The following is a 14,139-nucleotide window of genomic DNA, read 5'->3' on the forward strand; positions in this document are numbered from 1 at the left end:
GCGCCTGCGCTGACGTGCCCGCGGAGCCGGTCGAGTGACCACAGTGGACACTCCGGATCCCGCACAGCCCACCGAGCAGGACGCGCCAGGCGGCCGGTTCACCGTGCGGCTGGCCAACTTCACCGGTCCGTTCGACCTGCTGCTGCAACTGATCTCCCAGCACCAGATGGACGTCACCGAGGTGGCCCTGCACCAGGTCACCGAGGACTTCATCGCGCACATCCGGGTGCTCGGCGACGCCTGGGACCTGGATGAGACCACCGAGTTCCTGGTCATCGCGGCCACCCTGCTGGACCTGAAGGCGGCCCGGCTGCTGCCGGCCGCCGACGTGGAGGACGAGGACGACCTGGCGCTGCTGGAGGCCAGGGACCTGTTGTTCGCCAGGCTGTTGCAGTACCGGGCGTACAAGCAGGTCGCGGCGCTCTTCGGCGAGCTGGAGGCGACCGCGCTGCGCCGGTACCCGCGCTCGGTGGCCATGGAGGACCGGTTCGTCGAGCTGATGCCCGAGGTGATGCTCGGCGTCGACCCCCAGCGCTTCGCCGAGCTGGCCGCCTCGGTGTTCCGGCCCAAGCCGCCGCCGGTGGTGGGCCTGGCCCACCTGCACATGCACCCGGTGTCGGTGCGCGAGCACGCGGCCATCATGCGGGTGCGGCTGGCCGAGCTGGGCGAGGCGAGCTTCGGGCAGCTGACCGAGGACTGCACCGAGACGGTGGAGTTCGTGGCCCGGTTCCTGGGGCTGCTGGAGCTGTACCGGGAGACGGTGGTGCTCTTCCAGCAGGACGAGCCGCTGGGCGAGCTGCTGGTGCGCTGGGTCGGCGGGAGCAAGGAGCAAGCGGAAGAAGCCGCCGCGGCCGCGCTGGCCGCGAGCGAGGAGGAGGAGTACGGGTGACCGAGAACGGCACGCCGGTGGCGCCCGAGGCCGAGGTGGATCCGGTCGCGCCACAGGCAGGCGAGCCGGTGGCGGTGCTCGCGGACGGGATCGACGGCTCCGCGGAGGCGGTCGCGAGGCCGGTGCCGGCCAACGGGATCGACGCGCCTGAGGAGGCGGTCGCCGCGCCGGTGCTCGCGGACGGGGTCGACGGCCCTGAGGCGGAGGACGAGGACGCGGTCGTGGTGGGCGGTCTGCCCGACCTCACCGAGGACGCGGCCTTGGACGCGGCGCTGGAGTCGGTGCTGCTGGTGGTGGACGCGCCCGCGACCGAGGAGGTGCTGGCCGACGCGCTGGACGTGCCGGTGGCGCGGGCCACCGAGGCGCTGCGCAGGCTCGCCGCCGGGTACACCGAGTCCGGCAGTGGCATCGACCTGCGCCGGGTCAGCGACGGCTGGCGGTTCTACACCAGGGACGTGCACGCGCCGTTCGTGGAGCGGCTGCTGCTCAACGGGCAGCGGGCCAAGCTGACCAGGGCCGCGTTGGAGACCCTCGCGGTGATCGCCTACCGCCAGCCGGTGACCAGGGCGCGGGTGGCCGCGGTGCGCGGGGTGAATGTGGACGGGGTTATCCGCAGTCTGCTCGCTCGTGGTCTGATTGAGGAGACAGGTGCGGATCCGGACACCAACGGCCTCCTGTACCGCACCACAGAGCTGTTCCTGGAGCGATTGGGGTTGTCCTCGGTGAAGGAACTGCCCCCGCTCGCGCCGTTGTTGCCGGAAGTGGACTCGATCGACGATGTCTGAGAACGACCCGCAGGGTGTGCGGTTGCAGAAGGTGCTGTCCAAGGCCGGGATCGCCTCCCGGCGGGTGGCGGAGGACATGATCGCCGAGGGCCGGGTGGCCGTGGACGGCGAGATCGTCACCGAACAGGGCCGCCGGGTCGACCCGGAGCAGGCGGTGATCCACGTGGACGGGCTGCGGGTGATGGTCACCGGCAACCTGGTGCACCTGGCGCTGAACAAGCCGCGCGGCGTGCACACCACCATGTCCGACGACCGAGGCCGTCCCTGCGTCGGCGACTACGTGGCCGACCACGAGGAGCGCCTGTTCCACGTCGGCCGCCTGGACGCCGAGACCGAGGGCCTGCTGCTGCTGACCAACGACGGCGAGCTGGCGCACCGGCTGATGCACCCCTCCTACAACGTCTACAAGACCTACCTGGTCGAGGTGGCCGGTCCGGTGCACCGGGACCTGGGCCGCAGGCTGCTGGCCGGGGTGGAGCTGGACGACGGGCCGGTGCGGCTGGACAAGTACCACGTCAAGGACGTCAACGGCGGCCGGGTGCTGATCGAGGTGGTGCTGCACGAGGGGCGCAACCGGATCGTGCGGCGGCTGTTCGACGCGGTCGGGCACCCGGTGCTGCGCCTGGTGCGCACCGCGGTCGGCGAGGTCCGCCTGGCCGGTCAGCGCCCCGGCACCCTGCGCCCGCTGACCAGGGCCGAGGTCGGCGCGCTGTACAAGAACGTCGGCCTCTAGTTGTCCAGGTAGCGCAGCACCGCGAGGACCCGGCGGTGGTCGTTGCCCGCGATGGGCAGGCCGAGCTTGGTGAAGATGCTGCCCACGTACTTCTCCACCGCGCGTTCGGTGATGGTCAGCGCCTCGCCGATGCCTGCGTTGGAGCGGCCCTCGGCCATCAGGCCCAGCACCTCGCGCTCGCGCGGGGTCAGGGTGGCCAGCGGGTCCTGGCGGCGGCTGCGGGCCAGCAGCTGGGCGACCACTTCGGGGTCGAACACGGTGCCGCCGTCGGCGACCTGGTGCAGGGCGCGCAGGAAGTCCTCCACGTCGGCGACCCGGTCCTTGAGCAGGTAGCCGATGCCGCTGAGCTCGTTGCTGAGCAGGTCGACCGCGTAGCGCTCCTCCACGTACTGGGACAGGATGAGGATCTTGGTCTCCGGCCACTCGCGGCGGATGACCAGTGCGGCGCGCAGGCCCTCGTCCCGGTGCGTCGGCGGCATCCGCACGTCGACCACGGCGATGTCCGGCTGGTGCCGGCCGACCGCGCGCAGCAGCTGCTCGGCGTCGCCGACCGCCTCCAGCACCTCGTGCCCGCTCTCGGCCAGCAGCAGCATCAGGCCCTGGCGCAGCAGCACGGCGTCCTCGGCGATCACGACTCGCACGGCAGCTCCATGGTCAGGATGGTCGGCCCGCCCTCGGGGCTGTACACGGTCAGCGTGCCATCCACCCCGCCCGCGCGGTCGGCCAGCCCCGAGAGCCCCGATCCTGGCCCGGCCTTCGCGCCGCCGACCCCGTCGTCGGTGACCACGATCTTGAGCCGGTCGCCGGTGCGGCGCACGTCGACCGAGGCCTTGGTGGCGTGCGCGTGCTTGGCGATGTTGGTCAGCGCCTCGGAGATCATGAAGTAGGCGATGGCCTCGATGGTCGGGGCCGGCCGGTGCTGCACGTAGTAGCGGATGCGCACCGGGACCGGGCTGCGCGCGGACAGCGCGGACAGCGCCGCGTCCAGGCCGCGGTCCTCCAGCACCGGCGGGTGCAGGCCGCGGGTGAGGCTGCGCAGCTGGTCGATGGCCTCCTTGGCCTCCTGGTGCGCCTCCTCGATCAGCCGCAGCGCGCCGTCGGGGTCCTGGCCGTGCTTGCCGCGGGCCCGGCCCAGCTTCATCGCCAGCGCCACCAGCTGCTGCTGCGCCCCGTCGTGTAAGTCGCGCTCGATCCGCTGCCGCTCCGCCTCGGCCGCCTGCATCGCCACCGAGCGCCGTTCCTCCACCTGCTGCACCCGCTCGGCCAGGTCGGCCACGGACTTGGGTTCCAGCATGGTGCGGGTCAGGCCGAGGTGCACGCTGGTCATGGCGCGCACCAGGATCGGCGCCAGCGGCAGCAGCAGCATGCCGCCGAGCAGGAAGGCCATCACCCAGAACTGCCAGCCCGGCTGGCTGAAGAACATCAGCCCGGTGTAGGAGTGCACGAAGCCCGGCGCGGCCACCATCGTCTGGTGCGGGTGGAAGGACTCCATGATCGCCACGAAGATCAGCCAGGTCGGCCCGAACCAGGTGAAGAAGGTGAGCAGGCCGGTCACCACGGACAGCGCGCCGCGGGCGACCCAGTAGCCGATGCCGCGCCACAGCGTCGGGTTGACCACCAGCTGCACCGTCCCCCGGTAGGGGTTGCGGCGCGGCGGCGGGGACAGCGCCGGAGTCACCGACTCGCCGGTCACCAGGCGCAGCTGCCAGGCCTCAAGGCGGCCGAAGCCGTAGAGCAGCCAGACCGCCAGCCACACCACCAGCGGGCTGGCCAGCAGCGTGGGCAGGAACCACACCGCGAGGTAGATCTTCTGCGAGAACAGCATCGCGAACAGCGGGAACAGGCTGCCGAAGAGCGCGAGCACGATCACCGTCAGCGGCAGCAGGCTCCAGAACGGGCCGATCAGCAGCAGCACCGTGCTCAGCCAGGTGCGCTTGGCGACCACGTCGCGCAGCAGGTTCTGCCGCGGGCTCGGCCAGGTCATCGACGCTCCTTTTCGGACGGTGGTCACCCCAGCGTAGGAGCGCGTCCCCTAGGGGGCCACCGTGTCTGCACGGGGATCCACCCCCGTGCTAGCACCCCGGTCATTTCAGGAGGTAACCCTGGCGACGCGGCGACCGATCCGGACCAGGCTGAAGCCATGATCGCCGAACTGGCCAGGCCGTTGCCGAAGCTCCTCGCGCGGGCCGCCACCGAGCACAGCCCCGGGTACCGCATGGTCATCGCGGACACCGAGGCGGAAGTCCTTGCCGCGCAACGGCTCCGGCACCGGGTGTTCGCCGGTGAGCTGGGCGCGGCGCTGGCCGGGCCGTCCGGGGTGGACGCCGATGAGCTGGACGCGCACTGCGAGCACCTGCTGGTCACCGACGAGCGCACCGGCGAGGTGGTCGGCACCTACCGCATCCTGCCGCCCGGCGCGGCGGCCCGGCGCGGCGCGCTGTACTCCGACGGCGAGTTCGACCTGGACGCGCTGGCCGGGCTGCGCGCCACGCTGGTGGAGGTCGGCCGCTCCTGCGTCGCCCCCGAGCACCGCAACGGCAGCGTGATCGGGCTGATGTGGGCCGGGCTGGCCAGGTACGTGGACCTGGTTGGCGGGCGCTGGGTCGCCGGGTGCGGCTCGGTGCCGCTGGCCGACGGCGGGCACCTGGCCGCCGCGGTCCGGGACCGGGTGCTCGCCCGGCACCTCGCGCCGGCACCGCACCGGGTGCGGCCGCGGATCCCGTGGGCGCACCAGGAGGTCGAGCGACCGGCCGGCCGGGTGGCGCTGCCGCCGCTGATGCAGGGCTACCTGCGGCTGGGCGCGTGGGTCTGCGGCGAACCGGCCTACGACGCGGACTTCGGCTGCGCGGACTTCTTCCTGCTGCTGGACACCCAGCGGATGGATCCCCGGTACCTGCGGCGGTTCCGGTGACCGCGGCCGGGCGGGCGCGGGCCTTCCGCTGGACCCCGGCGACCCCGTGCGATGACAGCTGCGTGCCGGGCCGGGACGCCGAACCCGTTGTGCCGCTGGGGTTTCAGCTGCGCCGCTGGCTCGCACTGGCCGGGGTGTTCGCGCTCGCGGTGCCGGTGTCCTGGGTGTTTCCGTTGCTGCCCAAGGGAGTTCGCGGACGGCTGGCCAGCAGCGGGGCGCGCGGGATCCTGCGCGCGCTGGGTGTGCGGGTGGTGGCGGATCCGCCGCGGCCCGGTCCGGCGCTGGTGGTGGGCAACCACATCTCCTGGCTGGACGGGCTGGTGCTGCTGGCCAGGGAGCCGCTGCACCAGGTGGCCAAGTCGGAGATCAGGGACATCCCGGTCTTCGGCGCGCTGGCCGCGCGGGCCGGGACGGTGTTCATCGAACGGGACCGGCTGTCCACGCTGCCGGGCACGGTTGCGGAGATGCGGGCGCGACTGGCCAGCGGGACCTCGGTCGCGGTGTTCCCGGAGGGCACCACCCGGTGCGCGGTGGCGGGAACGGTGTTGCGCCCGGCGAGTTTTCAGGCCGCGGTGGAGGCCGGGGTGGCGGTGCGGCCGGTGCGGGTGGAGTACCGGGGGCCGGGTGGCCGGGTCGCGGCGTCGGCGGCTTTTCTGGGGGAGGAAGAGGTGCTGGGCTCGCTGCGGCGGGTGATCCGGGCCAGGGGGCTGTCGGTGCACGTGCGCGAGGGGCGGACGCTGTGGCCCGGGGCGGGATCGGGGCAGGCGGCGGGCGAGCGGGGTGGGGCGGCCGGTCCTGCGCGGGAGCGGCGCGAGTCGGCGGCTCGTGCCCCGGCAGGATTGGAGCGGCGCGAGCTGGCGACCCGCGCGCAGGCCGAAATCCTTGGTGCGCCAGTGGTTTCCGCGCCCGAGCTGCGGGTGGCGGCCTGATGCCGGAGTTCCTGCAGGCGCTGCTCGCCTCGCCCTGGCTGTACGCGGTGGTGCTCGCCCTCGCCGCGCTGGACGCCTTCCTGCCGTTCACCCCCAGTGACAGCACGGTGATCGCGATCAGCGTGGCCGCGGCCACCGGGCCGCCCTCGATCTGGCTGGTGCTGCCGGCCGCGGTGGCCGGGGTGCTGCTCGGCGACTACGCCACCTACCTCGCCGGGCGTGGCGCCGGGCCAGGGCTGGAGCGGCGGTTCTCCCGTAGTCCCAAGGGAAAGCAGGTCTACGACTGGGCGCGGCGGTCGATGCAGCGGCGGGGGCCGTGGGTGATCGTGGTGGCCCGCTACGTCCCGGCCGGGCGGCTGGCCAGCATGCTGGCCGCGGGCGCGGTGCGCTACCCGCGCGGGCGGTTCCTGTTGTGGGACACCGTGGCCGGCACGATCTGGGCGGTGGCCTGCGTGTCCATCGGCTACCTCGGCGGCCGGGCCTTCGAGCAGAACCCGTTGCTGGGACTGGCGCTGGCGCTCGGCATCGCGGCTGCGGTGGCGGGTGCTGTGGCCGGGGTGCGCGCGGTGGTGCGGCGGCGTCGCGACACACCCCGGCCAGAGCGGGCCGAGCTCAGCGAAGCAGGTACTGCCAGGTGAGCTGGTCAGCCACCCCGGTGGCGGGGAGCTGGCTGCTCGTCTGGAACTCCCGCACCGCGGCCTCGGTGGCGCCGGCGTACTCGCCGTCGGCCGGGGTGCGCAGTCCCCTGGTGAGCAGGAGCAGCTGCACGGCGTGCACCGCGTCGCCCCGATCGCCCTGGCGCAGGGCGGCCGGGATCAGCGCGGGCCAGGACTCCGCGCCGACCAGGCCGGTCTCGGCGACGCCGATCCTGGTCTCCAGCCTGCGCGCCGCCTCGTCGGTGCGCGGGTCGAACACCCCGTCCAGCGGCACGCCGCGCTCGCCTGCGTGGTGCAGCAGGCGTTGCGCGACAAGGACCTTCTCCCCTCGGTCGCCCGGCTGCAGCAGCGGCCAGGTCACCGGGTCGACGATCCGCTCCCGCTCGCCCATGGCCGCGGCGACCGCGCGCCGCAGCTCCGGCAGGCGGCCGTAGAGCACGTTGCCGGGGCAGGCGGTGTTGTTGAAGTCGCGGTGGCCATAGATCTGGCTGGCCGCGATCCGGTACTGCTGGCACATGTACCGGCACAGCGCCACCAGCGAGTTCCACTGCGCGGTGGTCGGGCCGACACTGGTGTAGAGGCCCTCGTTCTCGATGCCCAGTGCCACGTTGTTCTGGCCGGAGGTGTGCGCGCTGACCACGTGCTGGGTGCCGCCGTTGAGCGCGGCCAGGCTGCGGTGGCGGCCCTCGGTGATGTGCCCGCCGCGGCTGTTGGTGAAGTGCTGCCCGGTGTCGATCCAGCCGTTGGAGTCCATGTGGTAGTTCTGGATCGACCTGGATAGCGCGAACGCGCGGGCCAGTGAGTAGTCGGTGACGTTCGCGGTGGCCGTGTGATGGACGATGATCTTGACCGGCCTGCTGTTGAGCACCGAGATGGCGCCCTTGGCTGGCCGGGCGCCCCAGGCGCCGGTGCCGTGGATGGCCGGTGCCAGCGCGCCGGACTCGGTCGCGCCGGCCAGCAGTGGATCGGCCAGCCCGAGTGCGCCGGCCGCGGTCACGGTGAGGCCGCCGCGTAAGAAAGCGCGGCGGCCGATCGGATTGTGTGCAGGGTTCGACATGACGACGACTCCCTCGTCTTGGGGGCAGGGAACCCCAGAGAAGTGGGTCAGTCGACGGTAAGAGCTCGTTCCGGAACTCATAAGGGCCGAAGGGGTGAGGAACTTTCGATTTGTTGTACTAAGTGGTCACCCATTCACCGGACGGGTATAGGCGCGAGCGGCCACGACGCCACCCCGGGGCCCGCGGACAGGCGCTGAGAAGTTGAATGGACGCGAACCGGGAAAAGCGGCCAACGCCTTGCGCTCGCAGCGGCGACGCTCAACGGGGCAGACGGCAACGGCCCCGGCTGGGCCAGCTGGTCCAACCGGGGCCGTCAGTGCTCAGCGGGTCAGCAGGGGCCGCTGTCCTGCCAGACGCCCCACTGGCCGGTGGTGCCGGGCTCCTCGCCGCGGGTCCACCACTTCGCGGTCCAGACCTTGCCCTTGTGCGAGACCTTGCTGTCCTTGACGTAGGTGTCGGAGCTCTTCCAGGCCGGGGCGTTGCACGCGCCGCCGGAGCTGGTCGTGGTGCTGGTCGGGTTGGTGGTCGGCCACGGGACCTGCGTGGACTTGTAGTAGTTGATCCCCATCACGTCCCAGCGCGGGCCCTGGGCGGCCAGGCGCTGTTTGAAGGCGTCCCAGTTGTGCGTGGACCTCGGCGACCAGCCCAGCTCGGCCAGCGCGGGCAGGCGCGGGAAGGCCATGAATTCGATGTCCGCGGTCTTAGTCAGCGTCTCCGACCACAGCGGGGCCTCCACGCCCAGCACCGCGTTCTCGGCCACGCCGGAGAGGTAGCCGCCGGGGTTCCAGTTGTAGGCGTCCTGCACCTCGATGTACCCGGCCCAGCTCAGGCCCAGCGGGGTGCTGGGGTTGTACTTCATGTCCAGGTACGCCTTGTTGGCCGGGGACAGCAGCACCTTGCCGCCACGACCCGCGTGCGCGGCCACGTTGGCGTCGGTGGTGGTGGTGCCCCAGAACTGCGGCACGGCCGAGGTCGGCGGGGCCGGGCTGGCCTTGACGAACTCGTGCCAGCCCATGATCTTCTTGCCGTACTTGCCGACCAGCGGCATGACCCGCTGCATGAACTTGTTGTAGTCGGCGTCGCTGGTGGCGTGCGCCTCGTCGCCGCCGAGGTGGAAGTACTCGCCAGGGGTGATCGCGGCGATCTCCTTGATGACGTCCTCGACGAACTTGTAGGTGATCTCCTTGTTGATGCACAGCGAGCTGTAGCCGACCTCGGTGTCGGTGCGCAGCGGCGGGGCCACCCCGTTGCAGTTCAGCTCGGCGTAGGAGGACAGCGCGGCGTTGGTGTGGCCGGGCATGTCGAACTCGGGGATCACCTCGATGTGCCTGGCCTTGGCGTAGTTCACCACGTCGGTGTACTGCGCCTTGGTGTAGAAGCCGCCGGGGCCGCCGCCGACCTGGGTGCTGCCGCCGTGCTTGGTCAGGTTCGGCCAGCTGTCGATCTGGATCCGCCAGCCCTGGTCGTCGGTCAGGTGCCAGTGGAACTTGTTGACCTTGTACAGGGCCAGCTGGTCGATGTAGCGCTTGACCGTGTCCACGGTGAAGAAGTGCCGCGCGGAGTCCAGGTGCGCGCCGCGGTAGCCGAAGCGCGGCTGGTCCACGATCTTGCCGCCGGGCACCGTCCACGGGCCGGGCTTGACCGAGCTGGACTCGATCGCCGCGGGCAGCAGCTGGCGCAGCGTCTGCACCGCGTTGAACAGCCCGGCCGCCTGGTTCGCGCGCACGGTGGCCGCCTTGGCGGTGACGTCGAGCTGGTAGCCCTCCTGGCCGACGCTGGGCGGCGCGCCGCCCAGCAGCAGCACGATGCCCTCGGGGTCACCGGCGGCGGGCACGATCGGCAGCGGGTAGCCGGTGGAACGGCGCAGGATGGTGGCCAGGTACTCGGCCACCTGGGTCGCCTCCGGCGAACCGGCGTGCACCTGGATGCGGGAGCCGCTGCCCAGGGTGAAGGTGACGCCGGCGGCGGGGGTCACCGAGGCGGGCGCGGGGACGATGCTCTGCAACGGGCTCGCGGCCTCCTCGGCGGCCGCGTCGTGCTGGACCGAGGCCCAGCCCAGGGCAGCGCCGCCGAGCACGACGAGGGCGGCCAGGCCGCCGGCCAACCGCGACCGCAGTGGCCGCGTGCTGAGGGTTTTCACGGGGTGTCCTCCCGGAGAGTTCGGACAGGCGAGCACAAGCGGCGGCGGTGTCCCGGCATACGGACATACCGGAAAGGCGGTGTGCAGCCATCGAATCTGGCGGCACTCCGCCTGTCAAGGGTCTAGACCAGTACCGTCACCCCGGTAGCCCTGGCCTCGCCCCTCGTGCCCGCTGCTAACTCCCGGCAGGGATGGACAGCAGCCCGATCCCGTCCATGGTGCGCACCTCGAAGCTGGCGATCTCCGTGCGGGAGAGCGCCACGTTGCCGGTCTGCTGCAGCGGGTCCGGCGAGCCGGCCACGCCGTAGCCCTTCTCCGGCACCACCCAGCTGTTCACCGGGAAGGTCTCCCCGGCCTTGCCGATGGCCACCAGCTGGCAGCGCCGCGGCCCGGAGATGCCCTTGAGCTCCATCCGCACCTGCACGCCGGAGCCCTTCTCGGTCAGCCCCAGGGTCGCGGAGACGTTGTTCGCCGGGTTGCTGCCGGTCAGCGTCTCCTCGGTGAGGGTGTTCGCGTCCACGCTCGGGGTGGCCGGACCGCTGGGGACGGACTGGCCGGTGGTCGGCGGCTGGCCGGGCAGGCTCAGGATCGGACTGGGCAGCGCCACGCCGCCCTGGCCGGTTCCGGTGGTCGCGGAGACCACCAGCGGGGTCAGCACCAGGGCCAGGCAGGCGGCCGCGGCCAGCGACCACAGCACCACCTTCTTCCTGGACCGCTTGCGCGCGCCGACCTGGTCGAGCAGCTGGGCCAGCACCCGGTCGCCCGGACCGTCCGGCGCGGGTTCGGTGCTGCGGTGCGGCTGGGGCCGCGGCGGCGGCCCGAGCGTGCCCCTCGGTTGCGGTGCGACCGCGCCGCGCGGTGGGGCCGAGCCGACGCGCTGGGCCGGGGTGACCGGCCGCGGTCTGCCCGGTGGCGGCACACTGCGCAGCGGACGGCCCGGCGGGGCGCCGGCCTGTCCTGGCGGCGTGCCGTTGCGCCGCTGGTCCACCGTCCCGCGCTGCTGTTCCAGCGCGCGGGCGACGTCCAGCAGATCCGGCAGGTCCAGCATCTCCTGCAGCTCGTCCTGACAGCGGACGCAGTGGGTCAGGTGCTCCTCGAAGGCGATGGTGTCCGCCTCGTTGAGCACGCCGAGCAGGTAGGCGCCGACGTCGGAGTGGTCAGGTGGGGACGACATCCCCGCTCACCCCCGATCCTGGAGTGACCGTCTCAGGGCGCGCAACGCGTAGTACACCCTGGACTTGACGGTACCCGGTGGCACGCCCAGTACGGCGGCCGCTTCGTTGATGGTGCGGTCTCGAAGGTAGGTCTGGGTGATCGCCTCCCTGTGCTCCTCGCTCAGCTGCTGCAACGCCTCGGTGATCACCAGCGCGGACAGGGTCGCGTCGGCGCCGTCAGGCACCGGCACGGACTCCAAGGGGCTCGCGTCGACCTCGTGCGGCCGCGCACTGCGGCTGCGCCTTCCGTCGATCACGATCCGCCTCGCGACGGTGAACAACCAGGCCCGCATCAGCCCGGGCTCCCGGTCCAGCTTCTCGGCGTTACGCCAGGCCCGGAACAAGGTTTCCTGCACCACGTCCTCTGCCCACTGGCGGTCGTTGCCGGTGAGCTTGCACGCGTGCCCGAACAGCGCCCCGCCGTATTCGCGGTAGAGCGCCCTGACCAGATCGTCGTCCCGGCCGGAAACCTCGGCGGTGCCGGTTGACTCTGCTCTGGTGACCCGATGTCGGCCCACGGCGCACATCCTGTCCCCAGCAACGGGTTTCGTACAGGGCTGCGGCCGATCTTTTTGTGCTCGCGACGGATTTGGACCGATTTTGCGGCGGGGTTGAACCACCCCGGCCGGGGATCCGTAATCGTTGGCGCGTCGTCACGAAGGGACTGTCCACTATGGACACATGAGGTCATCGTCCGCAGAGCTTCCGGTTTTCCCTCCCGGATCACCGGAAAAGCCCGGGTAGGCCGGGCCGCACCCCCTGGCCTACCCGGGTTCCTCCTCGCCCGTGCCGCCCCGGAGGCGCCCATGCCGCACCATCCGGTCCTGCAACTCGCCGCCAGCACCCAGGACGAGGGGGTGCGCGCGGCGGCCGCGCTGTCGGGCTGGCTGGCCTACGGCCTGCTGTGCCTGACCCTGTGCTGGGGCGTGTTCACCAGCGCGGGCTGGGTGCGCAGGGCCACCGGCAGGCAGACCGTGCGGTCGGGGCACCTGCTGCTGGCCACGGTCACGCTGGCCTTCGTGCTCAGCCACGTGCTGACCCTGTTGTTCTTGCGGGAGGAGCGTTTCGGGCTGGTCAACCTGCTGTTCCCGGCCGCAGCGGGCGCGCCGCTGCGGCAGGCGCTGGGCGCGCTGGCCTTCGAGCTGATGCTCGTGGTCGCGCTGTCGGTGGCGCTGCGGCGGCTGCTGGGCTACCGGAGATGGCTGTGGTTGCACCGGTTGGCCTATCCAGCCGCGCTGCTCGGGGTGGCGCACGTGCTGCTGGGCGCCCTCGCCGGTGGCCGGATCGCGTTGCTGTGGCTGGCCGGGGTGACCTTGGTGGTGCCGGTGCTGACCTTGGCGGTGCTGCGTTTCCTGCCCGCGCGGGTGCTGGTCTCCGCCCGGATCATCGAGGAGGCGCCGTGAGATGGCCCTGACCGGCCGGGCCGAACGGATCGTGGTCGTCGGCACGGGTCCGGCCGGACTGAACGCGGCGGAACGCTTGCGGGAGCAGGGTTTCTCCGGTGAGCTGCTGGTGGTGGGTGAGGAACCGCGGCTGCCTTACCACCGTCCGGCCCTTGCGCAGCAGCTGTTGCTGGGGCAGGCCGGGCCGGAGGAGCTGACGCTGCCCGGACTGCCGGAGCTGGATGTGGTGTGGCGGCTGGGATCCCGGGCCGCCGCGCTGGATGTGGACCGCAGGCTGCTGCTGTTGCCGCGCGGGGAGGAGCTGCGCTACGACGGCCTGGTGGTGGCCACCGGGTCGCAGGCCCGGCACCTGCCCGGCGCGCCCCGGCACGACCGGCGGGTGCAGGTGCTGCGCACCATGAGCGACGGCCTTGCCCTGCACCGGAACGTGACCACCGGCAGCGGGCCGGTGGTGATCGTCGGCGGCGGGTTCCTCGGCTGCGAGCTGGCCGCCAGCCTGCGCGCCATGGACATCCCGGTGCTGCTGGTCGACCGCGGCGGCGACCTGCTCGGCGACGTGCTGGGTGAGCGGATGGGCGCCGCGGTCACCCGCCTGCACCGCGACGCCGGGGTCCGGCTGGCGCTGGGTGCCACGGTGTGGCGGTTCGCGCCCTACCCCGGTGGGATCGCGGTGCAGCTGACCGACGGCCAGCTGGTCTCCGCCCGCTGCGTGGTGCTCGCCGTCGGCGTGGTGCCGGCCAGCTACTGGCTGCGCGGCTCCGGCCTGGTGCTTGAGGACGGCGTGCTGTGCGAGGCGACCTGCCACGCCGTCGGAGCCAGGGACGTGGTGGTCGCCGGTGACCTGGCCCGCTGGCCCAACCTGCGCTTCGACGAGGTCCCGCGCCGGGTGGAGCACTGGATCAACGCGGTGGAGATGGGCCGGGCCGCCGCGGACAGCCTGCTGGCCGGCGCGGGCGCCCGCCCGTTCACCCCGCTGCCGCGGTTCTGGTCGGCCCAGCACGGCGTGCGGATCCAGGCCGCCGGCGCGCCCGCGCTGGCCGGGGACACCATCGCGCTGGCCGGGGCGCGCTCGCTGGGCCACCAGGTCTGCGGGTACGTGCGGCGCGGCTGGCTGGTGGGCGTGGCGGCCTGGGACAGCCCGCGCGGGATGCGGCAGTGGACCGCGGAGCTGGACCGGCAGTCCGCGGTGGGCTCGCCGCGGCCCTCGCCGGGGGAGACGGAGACGCCGAGGGGGATGCCCTCGGAGAGCGGGCGGGCGCGGCGGGGTCGCTGGTGCGGACGCCGGGGGGAGCGGTGAGCGGTGAGCGGGGTCAGCGCCTGCCGCCGGCCCTAGGGGGCGTTTTCAAAGCCAGAGGACCAGAGGAGTAGTGCGGCCAGGGTGATGGTTGCCCGGTAGGAGACCGCGGTCTGGTCATAACGGG

At 72.5% G+C, this 14,139-nt stretch carries 14 protein-coding genes; 8 read left to right on the forward strand and 6 right to left on the reverse strand.

All coding sequences use genetic code 11. The annotated features are described in order from the left end of the window. Nucleotides 1-43 precede the first annotated feature (43 nt). From ACWDY5_RS39415 to ACWDY5_RS39425, 3 genes are read left to right on the forward strand one after another with little or no spacing between them, the layout of a single operon-like run. Complete coding sequence (locus ACWDY5_RS39415) at nt 44-889, forward strand: segregation and condensation protein A (protein WP_449727231.1); 846 nt, start codon at nt 44-46, stop codon at nt 887-889. Then, nucleotides 886-1,674 (forward strand): SMC-Scp complex subunit ScpB, encoded by a 789-nt coding sequence (gene scpB / locus ACWDY5_RS39420; protein ID WP_449727232.1) that lies wholly within the window; start codon nt 886-888, stop codon nt 1,672-1,674. Before ACWDY5_RS39415 ends, scpB begins: the two co-directional genes overlap by 4 nt. After that, entirely contained in the window at nt 1,667-2,407 is a 741-nt protein-coding gene (locus ACWDY5_RS39425; protein WP_449727233.1) for a pseudouridine synthase, read from the forward strand. Before scpB ends, ACWDY5_RS39425 begins: the two co-directional genes overlap by 8 nt. On the opposite strand, the gene ACWDY5_RS39430 is transcribed toward ACWDY5_RS39425, so the two are convergent. After that, the gene (locus ACWDY5_RS39430; protein WP_449727234.1) at nt 2,404-3,048 is read right to left on the reverse strand and encodes a response regulator; all 645 of its coding nucleotides are present in this window, start codon (nt 3,046-3,048) and stop codon (nt 2,404-2,406) included. The two genes, ACWDY5_RS39425 and ACWDY5_RS39430, sit on opposite strands and share 4 nt — an antisense overlap. Next, complete coding sequence (locus tag ACWDY5_RS39435; protein ID WP_449727235.1) at nt 3,036-4,391, reverse strand: sensor histidine kinase; 1,356 nt, start codon at nt 4,389-4,391, stop codon at nt 3,036-3,038. Before ACWDY5_RS39435 ends, ACWDY5_RS39430 begins: the two co-directional genes overlap by 13 nt. Nucleotides 4,392-4,547: 156 nt before the next feature. Here ACWDY5_RS39435 and ACWDY5_RS39440 point away from each other — a divergent pair, with 156 nt between their 5' ends. From ACWDY5_RS39440 to ACWDY5_RS39450, 3 genes are read left to right on the forward strand one after another with little or no spacing between them, the layout of a single operon-like run. Beyond that, nucleotides 4,548-5,318, forward strand: a complete 771-nt coding sequence (locus tag ACWDY5_RS39440; protein ID WP_449727236.1) for a GNAT family N-acetyltransferase — start codon at nt 4,548-4,550, stop codon at nt 5,316-5,318. Further along, on the forward strand, nt 5,315-6,247 hold the full coding sequence (locus ACWDY5_RS39445; RefSeq protein WP_449727237.1) for a lysophospholipid acyltransferase family protein: 933 nt from the start codon (nt 5,315-5,317) through the stop codon (nt 6,245-6,247). The genes ACWDY5_RS39440 and ACWDY5_RS39445 overlap by 4 nt, the downstream gene beginning before the upstream one ends. Continuing rightward, nucleotides 6,247-6,885 carry a DedA family protein gene (locus ACWDY5_RS39450; protein ID WP_449727238.1) on the forward strand — a complete coding sequence of 213 codons (639 nt, stop codon included), beginning with the start codon at nt 6,247-6,249 and terminating at the stop codon, nt 6,883-6,885. Before ACWDY5_RS39445 ends, ACWDY5_RS39450 begins: the two co-directional genes overlap by 1 nt. Here the strand turns inward: ACWDY5_RS39450 and ACWDY5_RS39455 are convergent. From ACWDY5_RS39455 to ACWDY5_RS39470, 4 genes are all read right to left on the reverse strand, one after another. Next, nucleotides 6,860-7,960: a peptidoglycan recognition protein family protein gene (locus ACWDY5_RS39455; RefSeq protein WP_449727239.1), complete on the reverse strand. Its 1,101-nt coding sequence runs from the start codon at nt 7,958-7,960 to the stop codon at nt 6,860-6,862. The genes ACWDY5_RS39450 and ACWDY5_RS39455 overlap by 26 nt on opposite strands. Nucleotides 7,961-8,289: 329 nt before the next feature. Beyond that, nucleotides 8,290-10,101, reverse strand: coding sequence for a family 20 glycosylhydrolase (locus ACWDY5_RS39460; RefSeq protein ID WP_449727240.1), 1,812 nt, complete (start codon nt 10,099-10,101; stop codon nt 8,290-8,292). A gap of 175 nt (nt 10,102-10,276) precedes the next feature. Continuing rightward, nucleotides 10,277-11,275 carry an anti-sigma factor family protein gene (locus ACWDY5_RS39465; protein WP_449727241.1) on the reverse strand — a complete coding sequence of 333 codons (999 nt, stop codon included), beginning with the start codon at nt 11,273-11,275 and terminating at the stop codon, nt 10,277-10,279. Nucleotides 11,276-11,281: 6 nt separating this feature from the next. After that, nucleotides 11,282-11,842, reverse strand: a complete 561-nt coding sequence (locus ACWDY5_RS39470) for a sigma-70 family RNA polymerase sigma factor (RefSeq protein ID WP_449727242.1) — start codon at nt 11,840-11,842, stop codon at nt 11,282-11,284. A 279-nt stretch (nt 11,843-12,121) separates the two neighbouring features. On the opposite strand from ACWDY5_RS39470, the gene ACWDY5_RS39475 reads away from it, so the two are divergent. Together ACWDY5_RS39475 and ACWDY5_RS39480 are read left to right on the forward strand one after the other, a co-directional pair. Beyond that, a complete protein-coding gene (locus ACWDY5_RS39475) occupies nt 12,122-12,718 on the forward strand; it encodes a ferric reductase-like transmembrane domain-containing protein (protein ID WP_449727243.1) in 597 nt (198 codons plus the stop codon). Between the two features lies 1 nt (nt 12,719). Beyond that, nucleotides 12,720-14,015, forward strand: a complete 1,296-nt coding sequence (locus ACWDY5_RS39480; RefSeq protein WP_449727244.1) for an NAD(P)/FAD-dependent oxidoreductase — start codon at nt 12,720-12,722, stop codon at nt 14,013-14,015. Nucleotides 14,016-14,139 lie beyond the last annotated feature (124 nt).

It is taken from the genome of Crossiella sp. NPDC003009 (assembly GCF_053591555.1).